Below are 17,023 nucleotides of genomic sequence, written 5' to 3'. Positions count from 1 at the left end.
AGTTTCTCCGCGTCTCCCTTTCTCCGTGTCGCCGCGTCTCTCACTCTTCCCTACCCTTGTCTTCTTCCTAGTTACTACTTAGGACTTACCTGATCAATTGTCTTAATTTTGCCATCATCACCTATTGTCCAAACATCATAAACACCTACTACATCCCCGTTTTCGTCAATATCTACATTACCACTAGCTCCTTGGTAGTTAATATCTTTACCTTCTCTCAGCAATTTCAAACCTTCGCACACATCGCTAACTTCTGTACCTGGAGCATTAGCAACATCACGGAGTTTGCTGGCAATTCCTACACCAGTGTTTTCTTTTGCTGCTTGAGCTGATAGCACCAATAAGGCTGCGGCATCCCAACCGTGGGGAGTATAGGGTGCTGGTGGCGCTCCTCTTTTAGATTGCCAAAGTTTATTAAAAGCTTCTAATCCTTTACCGTTAGAACCGGGTACCGTACCTATTGATCCAGCAGTGATGTATTTACCATCAGATGCTTTACCAACTCTAGTTGGGAATGTGTCTGACTTCACGCCATCAGTGAGCATCATTTGCACTCCTTGAGTCACGCCTTGCTGGTAGGCTGATTTAAGAAATAAACTACCTGTTTCTTCGTAAAACACGCCTAGTACTGCATCTGGCTTGCCTGCAAATGCGGCTTGGGCTTCAGTGTCAAAAGTAGTAGCTTTGGGATCGTAGCGAACTGGTCTATTTTTATTTACTACAGTTCCTCCTAATTTTTCAAATGCCTGCACAAATGCTTTTTCAAAGCCCACACCATAGTCGTTATTAATCACAACTGTAGCAACTTGTTTAAAACCTCTTTTACTAGCAAGTTGAGCTAAAGCTTGTGCTTGATAGGTATCTGGAGGAGCAGTACGCGCCCAGTAGCTGACGTTGTCTTTTTTAAAGCCTCCTTTTGTAGCTTTTTCAGTAAATACAGGGCTAGTACTACCAGGAGAAATCAGCATGACTTTATTTGGTACGGCGATGGAGACAGCAGCAGTGGAGACGCTGCTGGCAAAGGAACCAACTACACCTGCAACTTTATCCAATGTTGCCAATTTTTGCATACCCGCAGCACCAGCTCTGGGATCGGTTTGATCATCTACTTGTACCAGAGTTACTGGTTGCCCGTTCACACCCCCGCAAGCGTTGACAGTCTCTACAACTAAGGGAACAGACTGCACCATCTGCTGTCCGATCGCTGCTAAGTCACCTGTTGTTGGTAACAGCGAACCTATTTTCAATCCTTGAGCGCTACCGGTGGTTGTAGTAGTTGAACCTGCTGGAGTTGCACTGCCACCATTGTTAGATGTGGTGTTGGAAGTAGTAGTTTCACAAGCTGATACTAAAAAACCTGTGAGTAATGTAGTTAAAGCTAGGGCAAAGGCACCAGTATTCTTTTTCATATTCATATATCCTGAATTTATACCTATCCTTTTGATGAACCTTAAAGTCAGATTCAAACTTAATGCCTTGAAAGCATATAAATGATAACATCCTCCTTACGGAGTAAAAAAAGGTGAGATATTTGCTAGCAGAGTCGAAATACAACAGAATTTAGAACTCAGCAGTAAAACAGGTTTAAATCTCAGACTTTGAGACTTTCATCTGTAAACATTCATAAATTGAGAAAAAACCAGAATATAAATTAACCCCACTAGCAAAGAATGGGGCATTATCAAAGTAATATTTATTTACGTTTCTCATTACTAAAGAACTGTGAAAAGTTTTACAGTGTTAAACTTTCAACCGCTCTATATAAAGTTTTCTCAAAAAACTAAAGACGCGATATGTATCGCGTCTTTTTTACACGGAGAGAGAGGGATTCGAACCCTCGGTACGGCCTTACGAACCGTACAACAGATTAGCAATCTGCCGCTTTCGACCACTCAGCCATCTCTCCAGGGTCACGAATAAAAATGTTAGCAAATTATCAGATGCTAGTCAACAGTTATTTGGCTTTATGAGTCATTTGTCATTGGTCACTGGTCATTTCTTATTTATTGGTCTTTGAGTGCTAATTTACTAATGACTTAATGACTAATGACTAATGACTACACTCTATAGCACTTGTGCTCGCAACCAAGCTATTGGCAAGCTACGTAATTTTTGCCACTGCGGCACGCAGGCGCGTCGGTCGAAAACATTGTAGTCGTTGCGTTCTATTTTCTCCAAAATTTTACTATAGTGCATTAAAGCTGCCCATACAGGCAATCGGGCATCAGGAGATAGGTGACTAATACCCTTCTCTGCCTTGCTGTAAAATTGACGCGTGCGGTCAATTTGGAAGCGCATTAAAGAACGCCAGCGCTCATCAACCACACCTTTTAACAAGTCTTGTTCAGTATAGTTGAATTGTGCTAAATCCGCTTGGGGAATATAAATTCGCCCTCGCCGAGCGTCCTCACCTACATCTCGGAGAATGTTAGTAAGTTGGCTGGCAATTCCTAAAGCGATCGCTTCCTCGGTAGGTATATAAGCTGGTTGATAGTAATTCCAAGGGGCAGTATTTTGCTGGGTATCTACTCCCATCACAGCTGTTGACATTAATCCTACCGTACCAGCGACGCGATAACAGTAAAGGTATAGCTCCTCAAAATTTTCGTAGCGACTGCGGTATAAGTCCATACGCTGTCCTGTGATCATATCCCGAAAAGGCTGAATGTCCATCGGAAAGCGCTGGAGGGTATCCACTAGGGCTACATCAAAACTATCTATGGGGTATCCCGCAAAAATGGATTCCAGTTGCTGCTCCCATTTGTCTAAAGTTTCTGGTGTAGTAACAGCAGCTGCTGGGCCATCTACTAGCTCGTCTGTACGACGACACCAAGCATAAATGGCCCAAATGGCAGGACGCTTTGCTTTGGTCATCAACAAAGTGCCAAGATAAAATGTTTTGGCATACTTTGCTGTGATTTTACGGCAAAGTTGATAGGACTCTTCCACAGAGACCGGCAGTTTCATGCGCGGAGGGGAATCAGGCAGTTGCAGCATTCGTTGCAGGCTGAGGGGTTTGCGTTTGCTCTTTTGAATTTGCCGCCGAGTCTGCTTCAGCGTAGACGCCCGCAGGGCTTCTCGCAGAGATCGCTTGTGCTGTCAGCTTACCGGAAAGTACGGCACCTTCCATACTACCGAGATAAGGTTGCATTGTGTAACTACCACTCAGATAGAAGTTGCTAATCGGAGTTTGCTGAGAAGGACGGTACTGTTGGCGACCAGGGGTTGCTTTGTAAACTGAACGCGGCGTTTTGACGATGTGATATTTCAATAATTTGGCTCGATTGTCTCCACTAAAATGGACAGGGAAGAGTTTCTGCAACTCGGCAAGGGTTGCCTGCAAAATCTCCTCATTGGATTTTGAAATCCAATCTTCTGCCGGAGCCAGCACCAATTCCAACATCGAGCGATCTGGATCGGCGTATCCACGACAGGTATTACTCATATCAGCATAAACGCTGAGTAGAGGTGAGCGTGAGAATAGCAACTGGTCTATATCTGTAAGCTTGCGGTCAAACCACAACTGCAAGTTTATCACGGGTACGCCTTCTAACCCTTCTAGCTTTTGGAAGAACTGATTTTGCTGCCAAGGAACTGGTAACATGACCTTCATCACGTCTACAGGCATAGCCGAGACATATACCTCGGCAGTTAATACTTCATCTGCTGCGCCATTTATCCCCCGGATCAAGAATCCTTTTACTGTTCCGTCTTCATTGACCAAAATTTCTTTTAAAGGCGCGTTTAACCGTACTTCTCCTCCACGTTCTGTAATATAATCTACCAGTGGCTGGCATAATCGCTCTGTTGGAGAACCATCCAAAAAAGCCATTTTCGAGCCATCTTTTTCTTGGAGGAAGTGACTTAGAGCTGTCAATAGTACTACAGCCGAGATCTCATCGGGGTTGATAAAGTTAAGTGACTTTGAGGCAGCAATAAAAATATCTTGCTGTACCTCATCGTTTACACCTTGTAGCTTTAACCATTTTGAAAAAGTGTATTGGTCTGTTGACTCAACATACTTTTGTCCCCGGAGCATAGCTGGAACTAATCCTTTTGCCAGCTGGATTTTTTCACCCCAAGTGAGCATATCATTGTTTCGCAAAATCGCCACAATGCCATTTAAAGGCGCTGGCAAATTCGGAAAATCAAATCTACTATAGGTGCCTGGTTTTTCGGGTTGGTTGAAGATCATTGTGTGTTCTTTCCACTGCAAATGGTCTTCAATACCCAGTTCTTTGAGTAGCTGCAACATATTGGGATAAGCCCCAAAAAAGACGTGCAGCCCAGTTTCATACCAGTCGCCGTCTTTATCCTGCCAAGCTGCTACTAAACCCCCCAGTACGTCTCGGCTTTCCAAGACAATGGGTGTATAACCTGCTTCTGTGAGATATTTAGCACAGGAAAGTCCTGCTAGTCCTGCTCCGGCGATCGCTACTCGCATTTAACCTTACTGCTCTTCAATATTTCTTAATGGTTTTGCCGTACTCATTATACTTTGCAAACCGTTACATTTGCAGTCGGTATTGATTTAGTAGTTAGTCATTGGTCATTAGTTATTAGTTAGTGGTTAGTAGGGGAGCCAGTGCGATGGGGAGGCAGCGCGGTGAAGCAGTCCCCGTCTTGGAGGCCACGTGCTACCCGGAGGGTAGACACGTAGACGGACGTAGTCCGGCTTCTCGTAGAGTAGTGGCTGTGCTTTCCGGCGTAGACGCGGTAGATGCGCAGCGGGTAGAAGTAGGTATGGCTTCCCGTCAGGGTAGGGGAACTCCCGTTCGCCGTAAGGCGTTCCCACAGGGTATCCAAAGGGCTTCTCGCAGAGTACCCGGAGGGTTAGTAGTTCTCCTCTGCTCCTGGTGCTCCTTGTCCCCACCTCCCCGTGTCCCCTTGTCTTTGCGTCCCCTGCTCCTCTGTTTTCACACAAACTCACCCCTAGCAACCATTATTGCCTTTCCTCCCACATACACTTCTATAGCTGTATCTTTTTTTTCTGCTTCAAGTAGTAGTAAAGATGGTCTTTTAATTTCGTATCCTTGTTCAACTCGTATACTAATTTTCTGTTTACCGAAGTAGGAATATTCAACTAAATATCCAGCTAAACATCCATTTGCACTACCAGTTGCAGGATCTTCTGGTATGCCTAAATAATCACAAAAAACTCGCACATTGAGCTGATTATTAGAATGATAAGTTTCTGGGCAAAAAACGAGGATACATTTAGCATCTGTGGTGCTAATTATCTCAAAATATTTATCTTGATTGACTTTGATTCTTTTCAATGATTCCAGAGTTTTCAGAGGAACAATAATAAATGGCACTCCAGTCGAAACTTCTTGAATTGGAAAACGTCCATCTATCTCATCTGGTGGAATTTTCAATACTTCAGCAATAGTTTCTACATCTAATATCTGATGAAAAGTTGGTTCTTTTTGCTTCATCCACATACATTCAACAGAAGCATCAATATAATTAACAGTGACAGGTATTTGTCCAACTTTTAAATTTAATAAAATTTTTGTAACTGGGTGTTTGATAATCTCCCTTTGAATAATATAGGCTGTACCCAATGTTGGGTGTCCAGCAAAAGGAAGTTCCTGCTCAGGCGTAAATATACGAACATTATATCCACCAGATGTTTGCTGAGGTGAGGTTAAAAACGTTGTCTCTGAATAGTTGATTTCTTTAGCAATGAGTTGCATCTGCTCTGAGGTCAGGTTTGCTGCATTAGTAAATACAGCTAACTGATTGCCAGTATATTTTGTCTCAGCAAATACATCGACTATGTAAAAATTAATACTATTCATTCAAAAATTATTTTAGCCTTTGTTAATCAACAGATTCTTGCATCTAGTCTGCATATAATTTGTGTCTTTTATAAAAAATTTAGGTTTAAAAGTTATTATTAACTACTCAATCAATCTGACTTTTTGATAAGCATTCTGTTTTTTAGATTGAAAGTCTAAGGTTGATTTTCATACATCTAAACTTAAGGTATACTATAGAAATCCGGTTTGATTACTGCAAAAAATTAAGTATTTGTAGGGGAGGAAGTTTGCGGTGTAGATCTTCTTCCCGCAAAACTGCCGTTGTGTTATGACTTTAGTCTAACGTACCCAACCCTTGAAAACGGTGCGCTAATCTTCGCGCTCGCACACTACGTGTTTTTTCAAAAATCAAATATGAGTTCTATATTAGACATAACATAAAATTAAATTTATAAATTTTTATAAAGTAGATAATATCATGAATCGATTTTTACCTGATTAAGTGTGTAGATTAATTCAATAAATTTCTAAAATTTAGCTCTTATGAATTAGCTAAAGTTACAAAAGTTATGATATTAAATAATTTGTTACACGAAACTAATACATTTAAAGAATTTGAAAAGTATAAGCTTATGATTGCTGATAGTAAATTTTGAGTTTGCAAGGCGAAGGATTTATGAGTATTTAAATTAATTTTCGCTTGCTTTATTTATCTTTAATATAAAAATCGCATAATTTTAGATATTTAATGAGAAAAACCTTATTTTTATTAGCATTAGCTATAAGGAGTGCATAATGGCAGGATCAGAAGCTATTCAAAGCTTTGGACATCACCTGATTGTCGGTATTTCTGGTACTACTTTAAACGATGATGATAAACGTATATTAAACGAATTAAAGCCTGTAGGAGTTATTTTGTATGCTAAAAACTTTCGTTATGGTAGCCATTATGAAGATTGGCTGCTAATTTATCAAAATATGATCGATCAAATTCGGCAGTATGCCGAGCGTGACTCAATGTTTATAACTATTGATCACGAAGGAGGTAATGTTCATCGCCCCTATTTACCAATCACTCGATTTCCCCATGCTTTTCTGTTGGGAGGGCGATCGCGTGAAGTCGCAACAGCAGCAGCAGTTGAACTAAAGTCATTGGGAATAAACGTATCTTGGGCACCGGTGGCAGATATTTTTTCTAATCCCAACAATCCAATTATCGGGCCTCGCGCTTTTGGCACTACTCCTGAAACTGCGGCGACTGGAGCGCGTGATTACTACCTGGGATTACACGAGTCAGGAGTTATCGGCTGTGCCAAACATTTTCCCGGACATGGAGACACCAGCACAGACTCTCACTTGGAACTGCCGACACTGAATTTAACGATCAAAGAATTGCGAGAACGAGAACTGATCCCGTTCAAAGTTCTCATTGACGAGCAAGTGCCGATGATCATGACTGCCCACATTTTATTTCCCAATATAGATCCTGACGTGCCAGCAACACTCTCGCAACGGATTCTCAACGGCATACTCAGAGAGGAACTTGGGTTTGGGGGTGTAATCGTATCTGACGATTTGGATATGAAGGCTGTCTCAGATATGTATGCCAAAAGTGGAACTGTGGCACGGACATTGAATGCTGGCTGCGATTTGTTCATTGTCTCCCGCAATCTGCCTTCATCTTCCTTAGAACGCACCTTTGCGATCGCTCAAGATTTTGTGAATTCTTTGAGTAACGGTAGTCTTGAAGAACGTATTGTCGAAGCAGCCAGAATGCGAATTGATAGCCTCTTAGCAATAACTCCGCAATATTTAGTGTCTTCCCTTGACAAAGACACGCTTGTGCGTCATTCAGAATTAGCGATCGCTTGTTCTTTCCACAAGGCTGTGGTGACAGAAAATGTTGTTGGGCAGAGTTCGTAGGCATCCCAAAGACGCGAAAACTTAACTTGGCAAAGTGAAACGACGGATGAAGAAGCGATCGGGGATCTGTTTTTCCCGCCCCGGAACAAGACGGTGGCGAATGCGTGCTTCCGTAACCCAGATCTGGCGATCGCTCACGGTTAAGTTAACGGGTGACTCCATGCCACGAGTCAAGGTTTCTATAGATTTGGGCTGAGTGCCAGGGGAAAGTACATCGATGCGTAGAAGGCTACCTTTACCGCTGTTGATCGCACCTTCCGTGACAAGCAAACGCCCATCAGACGCGAATTGCATTCCATCCGGATTTTCAAGCTTGCGCGCAAGGGGTATAGGCTCAACTTTCACACCACCCTGGGGCTGAGGTATCACCTTCAAGAGTTCTCCAGCAGAGAACAAACCGACGATGGTTGTACCATCAGATTTACGCGCAATACCAGCAAGCCCTATTTCTTTGGAGCTAAAGCGTCTGTCTTCTGCCCAAATCTGGAGTTGAGTTGCTCCAGGTGCGAGATAGTGGATGCGCGGGCGCGAACTGTCTGTGACATAAACGCCGCCATCTTCATCGAGTGCAATATCGTTACCAAAACCACTATCGGGCATTAAGATAACACGCAAAATTTTACCCGTGCGCGTATCAATGGCAAAAATCCGATGTGGGCGACGGATAGTTTCACCATTCGGAGTGCGAATTCCCAGAAAGTCAGAAGAAGCTCCCCAAAGGATTCCTCGCCGTTCATCTAGCCGCAGAGCATTGGCAGCAAACACTTCGTCACTTCCGGCAAAGAAGCTTTCGATTTTGCCTTGAGGATTGATACGCAGTATTTGTCCGCTTGTTACTGAACCAACATATAAAGTACCGTTGCTAGCACGTGCAATTCCATTTGGATATTGAAAATTAGAAGGTAGTTCGATAGGAGCAAGTACGCGCACGGGCGTAGCTAAGGACTGAATTGAGCTAAAGGTAAACACTACAATTGCAGTCGTATAAAGGAATTTCTTCAGCATGAATTAATCAATTACTATCAACTAAATTGTTTCTTCTCGTCAATATTTTTTAAAGTTTGGCAAAATTTTATTTAACTTGAGGATGGCAACCCGGTTATCCAAAGTTAGTGGTAACCACAGAAGATTTGTAGTAGCTTGGTAATAAAAATCGGCTGGGCCGTGAACTTTTATTGGTAGTTTGAGTTTATCTAGTTTTTTTGTGTTGATATTGTAGATGTAAATAGCACCCTGTGTAGGCTTTTGAATTCCAACCCAATTTGAGTAAATTAGGTATTTCTCATCCAAATAAGCAATGCCGTCAAAGAAACCAGTAGGGACATCAATTCGCTCAAATTTACTTTGAGAAATTGATAACTCAAGTTCGTAAATACCTCCCTTGCCATTAAAGTTTTTTCCTAAACCAACAGCATAAATAGTGTTAGTTTTGGTATCATAAGTAATACCATTGGCACCGGGAACGCAGCCATGTAAAACCGAAACCTGATTATCTGCTAGGGACACTTGATAAATTTTTCCTGTATCGGAAGCTGAAGCAAGAAGTGTTTGTTCGTTCAAAGCTAACAAATCGTTGATAAAAGAAATACGACTTGATAAGTCCAGTTCAGATACTTGTTTGCCGCTTTCAAGGTCAAATCCAACTATACGGTCAATATCTGCAACATAGAGAATATTATCTGCTACAGCTAGCCCTTTGGGTGCGTTTAAAGCTCCCTTGGGCGTAAAAGATTTGTGTACTAATTTTCCATTCGCTGTTATTTCACTTATGAAACCATCTCCATCTTTGGAGCTAGGTTCCATATTCGCACCGATATTGGATACAAATATTCTTTGTCCAGTTGAGTCAATAGTAATACTTTCGGGATGAGAAAAATCTTCTATAAAATTGATGGCATGGGCAGGAAAAGTTACCCACATAAAATAAGCCAACAAAATCCCCAAAATAAACAGAAATTTTTTGCCTAAGAAAAATTTCACTTGGGCTACTCTCCTGAAGCTTGTAACCAATTTCTTATACCTGGAATAGTCCACCCACCATCAACTAAAATACTTTGACCGTTCATAAATGAAGCAGCGTCTGAACATAGCCAAAGAACTGTTTCGGCAACTTCTTGTGGGGTTCCCAAACGTTGCATGGGAGTATGGGCAATAAAAGGCTTGAGAAACGCCTCGTCATTACCAAACCGATGCAGCATTGGTGTATCTATAATGCCTGGATTAATGTTGTTTATACGGATACCAAATTGAGCAAATTCAAGAGCTGCCGATCGCATTAACCCATCGATTCCAGCTTTGCTAGCGGAATAAATAGTCGAACCAACCAATGCGCCAACTGCTAGCCAGGAAGAAGTGTTCACAATTACCCCACCCGAACCCTGTTTCAGAAATGCCTCAATTTCATGCTTCATGCACAGCCAGACTGCTTTCAGGTTGACAGCGATCGTTCTATCCCAATCTTCTTCCCTAAGTTCCAGCATGGGAGCAAAAACACCTTCCGTGCCAGCGTTGTTGAAAGCACAATCCAATCTTCCGTAAATTTCAATAGTTTTAGAGATGAGTCTCTTGATTTCTTCACTTCTAGAAACATCCGTTTGAATAAATGTAGCTTCACCACCAGTTTCCTGAATCAGCCGAATGATTTCTTGTCCTTCTTGCTCGCGTCTAGCTGCAATTACAACTTTTGCGCCTTCCCTGGCAAAAGCGATCGCACTGGCACAACCAATGCCAGAATTGCCCCCAGTCACGAGGACAACCTTATTTTGGAATCGCATGGATGTCTCCTTACTATTTATTTAATGAGGCTTGGGACTCTAACACTTGTTTAAGATAGTTATTCCAGAAGATACAGTTGCGATCGCTTTCTCCCTTTGCTTCTAGTTCTTGATAGTGTTCAATTTTCAACTCAATCACCTGTAGGTGATGAGCCAACTCTTCAAGATTTTGCCTGACTTTATCGCGGTGTGCTTCCAAAAGCAGACGTCTTTGTTGAACATCATGAGGATTTTCACGAACTAGATTTGCAAAGGCAAGAACTTGTTGAATCGACATACCTGTTGTTCGCAGTCGCACTAGGAATTCCAACCAAGCAACATCTTCAACAGAATATCGTCTATGGCCGTTGGCTGCGCGTTGAATTGGAGCCAAAAGTCCAACTTTTTCGTAGTACCGTAAAGCGTGGACGCTTAAACCTGTTGCCTGTGCAACTTGTTGGATAGTTAATTCACTAGTCATGAAAGAACTCTACAAGTTAGAGTACGCTCTAAGTCAATACCCTAGTTATGACTAAATAGTCGCACTAGTCGAACTATACGGAACAGGAGATGTTAAATCCAAATATTCCAACTCTGGAAGACGCTTATAGACAGCCTTCAGTCCCTTGTAATGCTCCCTTGCCGCTTGCTTATCTCCCCTAGCCTTAGCTTCTGCCAGCTTTTATAGTCTAAAACAGCGTACTATTTGCAAAAAAATATTGTGAACTTCCTTATAAAACTTTCACTGTAGGTATTGTTTAGCCCACTCTTGAGCTTTCTGTTTATATGATTCACTAACTTCATCTATATACTTTGCAGCTATTCTACGCATATTAATTTTGTTTGGGTCTGACTTAATAAAATCTGCAAAGTTACCATTACATTGAAGAAAAATTTCTATAGCTGCTGTTAACTTATTATCATCAGTAGTACACAATTCATAGTGTAAGTGGCCTACTGTAGGTATAGGGAAATTAAAAACTTCGACCTTGCTCACTTCAATTCCTACATTTCTAAAGCAGGATTCATTTAAACCAACTAAGTTTACAGTATCGAGATGCCCTTTTCTCAGAAGGATTCCTAATGAAATTTTCTCTAAATCTTCAGGAGAAGAAGGTAGCCATAATGAGGGAAAACCTTTTCCCTCCTTAATATCTCTCAGGTATCGTTCAGCGTGTTCTGAAGATAGAATCGCCTTCTGTTGTTTACCTGCTTTCCAGATCGCAAGGCTTTTAACACTCCTGTAGTAAGGGAATTCACTCACACCTTATAGAGACTCCAAGTATTCACGTACAAATGTACTTTCTTCATTTTTCAGCAAATTCTTGGCTTCTGCAAGTATTTTTTCAGCAATAGAAACTTCTCCTAAAGCAAAACTTATTGCCTCTAAAGCAGCATATCTCACTTCGTCGGCAGGATGCTGTAGAAGAACACTTATTATGGAAGCTGCATCCTGAGAATGGTCTGCACTTTCTAAAAGAGGCCCCAGAAGTCGTGTCACAGCTATAAGTTGAAAAACATCCAATTTTTTAATATCTTTCTTCAGGTAGTTTATGTCTTCTTTAGAAAGTCTAAAATGACCTTCCATCAGTTCATCTCGAATTTCTTCTACTCTATTCTCAAAGTCAGAAATATCTAGATTGGAGAACAAGTAAAAGGACGTATTGTATTTCCATGCTATTGCTTCTAGATTATGTTTTTGAGCTTGTTGTGCCTTTCTAAATATTTTATAGTGTTCTTGACTACTACCACTGCTAGTAGTATGATTCAAAATCTGACCTTTATCTGGAGCAAGTAATTTACTCATTTGAAAAGCTCCTTTGTTTTATCATTAATGCTCTTAAAAAATATTTCGTCTCTAAAACTTCGCAAATTTAATTCAAAAATTTTTTTAATTTCTTCATCATCATGGTGAAGATTGACTTGTTGAAAAACATCTATATCAAATATCAAAGGGACTACTCTCTCACCCTTTTCATTTTCGGTAACTTGACCTATTGTTTGATTAATAATTGCTCTTGATGGTCGATAGTCTGGATGGACTACAAGTATTTGCATGAAATAGTCTTCCATTATTACCGATAAATCATTCGATATTTCTGGTACTGTTCTTATATAATCTTTTAACTCTATAGTTCCTGTAGCTGGTATCAAAATTTGGTTGATATATCGTAGAGCAAGACGAGTTACTTTAACAGGAGATACTAATTGAGCATATTTCTCCCAAAGCTGATATGCTTCTCGGTAGAAACTTTCCCAGCTTTCGTAGGGTTTTAACCTACTAAAGGTAAATCCGTTTAATCTAGCTTGGATAATTCTTTTTTGATCTTGAGAAATAAAAATATATCCCTCTGGTTTATTAGATATAGGAAGTAATTGAGGATTTATCTCATCAATATCATCTACTTTTAATTCAAGACCTCCTTGAAATGCCATTCTTTTTTGAATATTAGGAAAAGCCTCTTTGACTTCCTCGTGAAAATTTAGTAAAATTTCATGATTAAAACTATCACGAAGATTAACTGTTATATCGAAGATTGCTTCAGTAATAGGTGGATTAGGAAATCTCATTTTTCATTTCTTCAAAACCATTGGAGATTTGTAAATATAAGTCTTAATCTATATTCATAGTCTACAAGACTTCGTAATAATTGTCCGTATCAAATCTCGATACCGTATTAGACTTTCTAGACCTGTAGTTTAAATCCCATGACTTTTACCAATTACCCAATGACGCCGGAAAAACCGCGCTAAGGCTGATTCCTCCAAAGACAAATAAATTGGGCGTCCGTGGGGACAAGTGCGGGGATTGCGAGTACGCTGCCAGTCATTTAGTAGCGTCTGCATTTCTGGCAAACTCAGGGGTATACCGTTGCGAATGGCACTGCGACAAGCAACAGCTACTTGTGCTGTTTGTAAGTCACCCCCCCAACTTAGTTCTAAAATTGCGTCTGCACAGTCGTCTCGTTGTTGCAACAGTGCAGGTAGACTGCGAACTGCCCAAAGCTGTTCGCCGAAGGGTTCTATATCTAAACCGATGCGTTGCAGTTGGGATACCTGGGCTGGCGATAATTGATAGAGAATTATCGGTGGCTCGACGGGAACGATTTGCCAGTTATCACATAATTGCTCGTACAAAACTCGTTCGTGAGCAATGTGTTGTTCTACTAACCACAAACCACCCGGATGTTCGGCAACAATGTAGGTGTTATTAACCTGACCGACTGCTGTTAAATAGTGGGAGGTTTGATTTGGTTCAGCTGGCTGGGAAGGGTTGATATTGTAATTACTTTTTTCTTCGGCTGCTTTGATTAATTTCCCGACTCGACTAGTGTGAACTGCTTCTTTAACAGTGGCAGAATTAATGCGGAGTGCTTGCTCAATCGCCTGACTAATTTGCTGTTGCCAGTAATTCACATCGTTGAGGTAAATTTCTGTTTTCGCTGGGTTACGGTTCCAGTTAATATGTCCTGGATGTATCAATAGATGCAGGCAACAAATGGGATAGCGATCGCGTGGTAATGTTCTGTGAAATGCCCCTAAAATAGTTTGCTCTAGTTCCGATGTTTTTACCATCCGTCCGTTTACAGCTACCCGCAGCCAATCTGGGCGATGGCGTGAAGCGCGATCGGGTAATCCGATTACCAAATTCAGCTTTGAATCATTAGCTTGTGACTCTTTTTCAGGTATTTCTACCTGCAACTCTTGCAAATCGCTCGCTCGCACTTGATGAAGAATTTGCGGTATCAGTTGCCCCATCGTTGAGGCTGGGGAGATGGTAAACCATTCACGGTCATTTTGCCAAACTTGCCAAGCAATGTAGGGGTGGCATAAGGCGATTTGTTGGATTGTGGTTTGCACTGCTTTCATTTGCTGTGCAGTTGAGGGTAAACCTTGACGTCTGCCCAAGCAATTACCAAAAAGGTTGGAGACTGTGACAACCGTACCAGGAGCGATCGCTGCTGCCTCCACATGCACTGCTTCTCCCGCATAGCCATAGACTACTCGCCATCCGCAATCCCCACCTTCCACAGAAGGGGCTGGACGACTCAAAATTTCTAAATCAGCCAAAGTTGTTAAACTGTGCAACGCTTCACCGCGAAATCCCAAACTAGTAATTTTCCATAAATCTGCACAGATACGGATTTTACTTGTGCTGTGGGCTGATGCAGCTCGCTGTAAATCCTCTAGGTTCATTCCACAACCATTATCTGTTACCCGCACGCGCCACTGTTCCGGCCAAATCGAAACCACAATTCGCGTTGCACCTGCATCTATGGAATTTTCTACCAATTCCCGCACTACAGAAGCTAAAGAGTCTATTACCTCTCCAGCAGCGATTAAATGTACAACTTCTGTTGGTAAAGTTTGTATCGTAGATACCATACAGTCCAGTGTAGGCGAGAAAGCAATCACTGTATTATTTAAACAAATTTCATGAACTTAATATACATAAATTTATATCTTGCAAAATAACTAAACAAAGCGATTTAAACTTTGAAAAATTTTTAGTTCTCGTTACCAGGTTTAACCTGGTAACGAAGGTAAAGGCAATTTAAACTTTGAAAAAATATTTATTATTTTTAAAAAAAGCCCGATGAAAATCAGATTTTTGGTAGATTGCTGTTGAGGCGAAAAGCGGCAAATAACCGAGTAAAAAGGATCAAGAGGTGGCTATATGATTGATTATGTTGCCCATGACTTAAAATCGCGCCTAGAATGGGGTCAACCAGGTTTTACAATCCTGGATGTACGCGATCGCCATAGCTTCAACAAAGCTCATATTACCGGAGCGGTATCATTACCGATAAAAGATTTAGCTGAACGCGCTAAATCTAGTTTTCACACTAAACGTGAAATTTTTGTTTATGGTGAAAATGACGCAGAAACTACCCAAGCGGTAAATACCTTACAACAGGCAGGTTTTACCCACGTAAGTGAACTCAAAGGTGGTCTTGATGCTTGGAAGTCTGTTGGAGGTGCAACAGAAGAAATCTAATCATTAAATTACTGGCTTCGTTATTGATGTACTGCACGTTGTGCAGTACTGTTCTTGTTAATGTCTATAGCTGTAATTTTGCGGTTCAAAGCTCATTTGATTGAAAGGAAATACATACTGTGCTAGCAGTCAATCGGCTGTTTGCAAATCACTATGCATTTCCATCAAATACCTAAATAAAAAATAATAAAAATTCACTTACTGCAACATTTTTGTACTCTGTAAGTGTCTCGTTTTTTGGCGATAATTAATTAGTTTTCATCGCTAGAATTTGTGCTGATTGAGGCTTGAGTAAACCATTTAACATAGATGCTGGACGTTGACTGTAAGGCCAAGCAAAAGCATGGCGAAAAGCTGCATCCTGACAAGCCTGGAGCTGTTCAAAATTAATAATGTCGTATGTCAAGAGATTTTCGTACTCAAATGGCAGACGAACATTGTGCAATCCGGCATTGTCAGTACAAATGGCAATATCGACTCCAGCATCGAAACAGCGATCAAAAACCAGTTTCAGTTGACGAATGTCCTGTAACGTACCAGTTTTTAGGTAGGTTGTGGGACAAACTTCCAAACATTGGTTTCGTTTGGCTAAATCTGGGAGTAATTCTGGATACAACAAAGGTATTTGGATACCGTGACCAATCCGCATTAAATATGGTAAAAGTTCTGGGTAAAAGCCAGCAGTAGTTTCGTAAAGATGTCCTGTAGTATTAATTCCCAAAGACAAGGCATATTCATATAGCTCGCTCCATTCTTTGAGGCGATCGCGATAATAGCTATCTCCCCCAGCTATATCTACTGCACAAACATACTGCCTGCTTTGTGCTGCCAAATCAACAATCGCCTTATTTACCTCAAAAGGTAGGCGGGAGTGCATACACAAAATTTGACTGGTAACAATTGGATATTCTGAAATTTTGCTTGCCCTTCCTACCACATCAACAATTTCCGCCATCTTGTCAATTCTCTGAGATTGACTAAAATGTTCGGGTGTTCGCAAATAAGGAGTGTAACGCAGTTCTAGATACGCTAAATTTTCAAAAATGTAAGCACCCCGAAGTAAGCGATAAATAAAGTAAGGCAAAGTTTCCACTGTTTGCACGCTTTCCACAAGGGTGTGCAACTCTAGATACTCATCTAATGTGTTGCGAGGACGCGTGTAAAACTCTTCAAATTCTGGATAGTCAGCAAACCGAGAAATTAATTCCGAAGAATGGCGCTCAAAGTATCGCCATAGAACTCGCGGTACAACCGAACCACCCAGGTGCCTGTGTAATTCTGCGTATAAAGCCATAAAAATCTTTCTAGGAATAAATGTTAATTATTATTAACAGTAACAAATTAAAAAACAACCGACACTTGGATGAATTTTCTGTGAGCTTTTATTGAAAATAAGGCAGAGGGCAGGAGGCAGAAGGTATAAAAATTTTCATCCTTTGTTGTGTGATTAAATTGTATGGGGATCTAACTTGAAAATAGAAGCTAGACGCACACGGGCAAATAGTCCACAACGCTCTTGATGAAAATTTAACTCTTCGTATACCCCTATACCCCTACACCCCTACACCCATTTTCAAGACAGC

General features: G+C 41.1%; 15 protein-coding genes and 1 tRNA gene. 2 read left to right on the top strand and 14 right to left on the bottom strand.

Annotated elements, in window-relative coordinates:
- Positions 1–74 precede the first annotated feature (74 nt).
- The 5 genes from U2718_RS09610 to U2718_RS09590 all read right to left on the bottom strand — a co-directional run bounded on the left by U2718_RS09610 (position 75) and on the right by U2718_RS09590 (position 5,804).
- Positions 75–1,409, bottom strand: coding sequence for an ABC transporter substrate-binding protein (locus tag U2718_RS09610; protein ID WP_341994066.1), 1,335 nt, complete (start codon positions 1,407–1,409; stop codon positions 75–77).
- A gap of 405 nt (positions 1,410–1,814) precedes the next feature.
- Positions 1,815–1,906: transfer RNA gene (locus U2718_RS09605), tRNA-Ser, on the bottom strand.
- A 158-nt stretch (positions 1,907–2,064) separates the two neighbouring features.
- Positions 2,065–2,997 (bottom strand): 15-cis-phytoene synthase CrtB, encoded by a 933-nt coding sequence (gene crtB, locus U2718_RS09600; protein WP_341994067.1) that lies wholly within the window; start codon positions 2,995–2,997, stop codon positions 2,065–2,067.
- Positions 2,981–4,444 (bottom strand): 15-cis-phytoene desaturase, encoded by a 1,464-nt coding sequence (pds, locus tag U2718_RS09595; protein WP_341994068.1) that lies wholly within the window; start codon positions 4,442–4,444, stop codon positions 2,981–2,983. The genes crtB and pds overlap by 17 nt, the downstream gene beginning before the upstream one ends.
- Positions 4,445–4,916: 472 nt before the next feature.
- On the bottom strand, positions 4,917–5,804 hold the full coding sequence (locus tag U2718_RS09590; RefSeq protein WP_341994069.1) for a PhzF family phenazine biosynthesis protein: 888 nt from the start codon (positions 5,802–5,804) through the stop codon (positions 4,917–4,919).
- A 756-nt stretch (positions 5,805–6,560) separates the two neighbouring features.
- On the opposite strand from U2718_RS09590, the gene U2718_RS09585 reads away from it, so the two are divergent.
- Positions 6,561–7,688, top strand: coding sequence for a glycoside hydrolase family 3 protein (locus U2718_RS09585; RefSeq protein WP_341994070.1), 1,128 nt, complete (start codon positions 6,561–6,563; stop codon positions 7,686–7,688).
- Between the two features lie 21 nt (positions 7,689–7,709).
- On the opposite strand, the gene U2718_RS09580 is transcribed toward U2718_RS09585, so the two are convergent.
- From U2718_RS09580 to mutL, 8 genes are all read right to left on the bottom strand, one after another.
- Complete coding sequence (locus U2718_RS09580) at positions 7,710–8,693, bottom strand: gluconolaconase (RefSeq protein WP_341994071.1); 984 nt, start codon at positions 8,691–8,693, stop codon at positions 7,710–7,712.
- Between the two features lie 39 nt (positions 8,694–8,732).
- Positions 8,733–9,668 carry a hypothetical protein gene (locus U2718_RS09575; RefSeq protein ID WP_341994072.1) on the bottom strand — a complete coding sequence of 312 codons (936 nt, stop codon included), beginning with the start codon at positions 9,666–9,668 and terminating at the stop codon, positions 8,733–8,735.
- 5 nt (positions 9,669–9,673) lie between these two features.
- Entirely contained in the window at positions 9,674–10,462 is a 789-nt protein-coding gene (locus U2718_RS09570; RefSeq protein WP_341994073.1) for a glucose 1-dehydrogenase, read from the bottom strand.
- Between the two features lie 13 nt (positions 10,463–10,475).
- A complete protein-coding gene (locus tag U2718_RS09565) occupies positions 10,476–10,922 on the bottom strand; it encodes a MerR family transcriptional regulator (protein WP_341994074.1) in 447 nt (148 codons plus the stop codon).
- A gap of 261 nt (positions 10,923–11,183) precedes the next feature.
- Complete coding sequence (locus U2718_RS09560) at positions 11,184–11,705, bottom strand: hypothetical protein (protein ID WP_341994075.1); 522 nt, start codon at positions 11,703–11,705, stop codon at positions 11,184–11,186.
- A gap of 3 nt (positions 11,706–11,708) precedes the next feature.
- On the bottom strand, positions 11,709–12,248 hold the full coding sequence (locus tag U2718_RS09555) for a hypothetical protein (RefSeq protein ID WP_341994076.1): 540 nt from the start codon (positions 12,246–12,248) through the stop codon (positions 11,709–11,711).
- Positions 12,245–13,012, bottom strand: coding sequence for a TIGR04255 family protein (locus U2718_RS09550; protein WP_341994077.1), 768 nt, complete (start codon positions 13,010–13,012; stop codon positions 12,245–12,247). Before U2718_RS09550 ends, U2718_RS09555 begins: the two co-directional genes overlap by 4 nt.
- A 129-nt stretch (positions 13,013–13,141) precedes the next feature.
- Positions 13,142–14,827: a DNA mismatch repair endonuclease MutL gene (mutL, locus tag U2718_RS09545; RefSeq protein ID WP_341994078.1), complete on the bottom strand. Its 1,686-nt coding sequence runs from the start codon at positions 14,825–14,827 to the stop codon at positions 13,142–13,144.
- Positions 14,828–15,119: 292 nt separating this feature from the next.
- Between mutL and U2718_RS09540 the strand changes: the two genes are divergently transcribed.
- Positions 15,120–15,440 carry a rhodanese-like domain-containing protein gene (locus U2718_RS09540; protein WP_341994079.1) on the top strand — a complete coding sequence of 107 codons (321 nt, stop codon included), beginning with the start codon at positions 15,120–15,122 and terminating at the stop codon, positions 15,438–15,440.
- A gap of 247 nt (positions 15,441–15,687) precedes the next feature.
- Here the strand turns inward: U2718_RS09540 and U2718_RS09535 are convergent, their stop codons facing one another.
- Positions 15,688–16,734, bottom strand: a complete 1,047-nt coding sequence (locus tag U2718_RS09535) for an adenosine deaminase (RefSeq protein WP_341994080.1) — start codon at positions 16,732–16,734, stop codon at positions 15,688–15,690.
- Positions 16,735–17,023: the final 289 nt, after the last annotated feature.

The sequence above is a fragment of the Chlorogloeopsis sp. ULAP02 genome (assembly GCF_038404745.2).
Taxonomy (GTDB): Bacteria; Cyanobacteriota; Cyanobacteriia; order Cyanobacteriales; family Nostocaceae; genus Chlorogloeopsis.
Note: the sequence above shows the minus strand (reverse complement) of the source record. Positions and strands in the feature narration are given on the sequence as shown.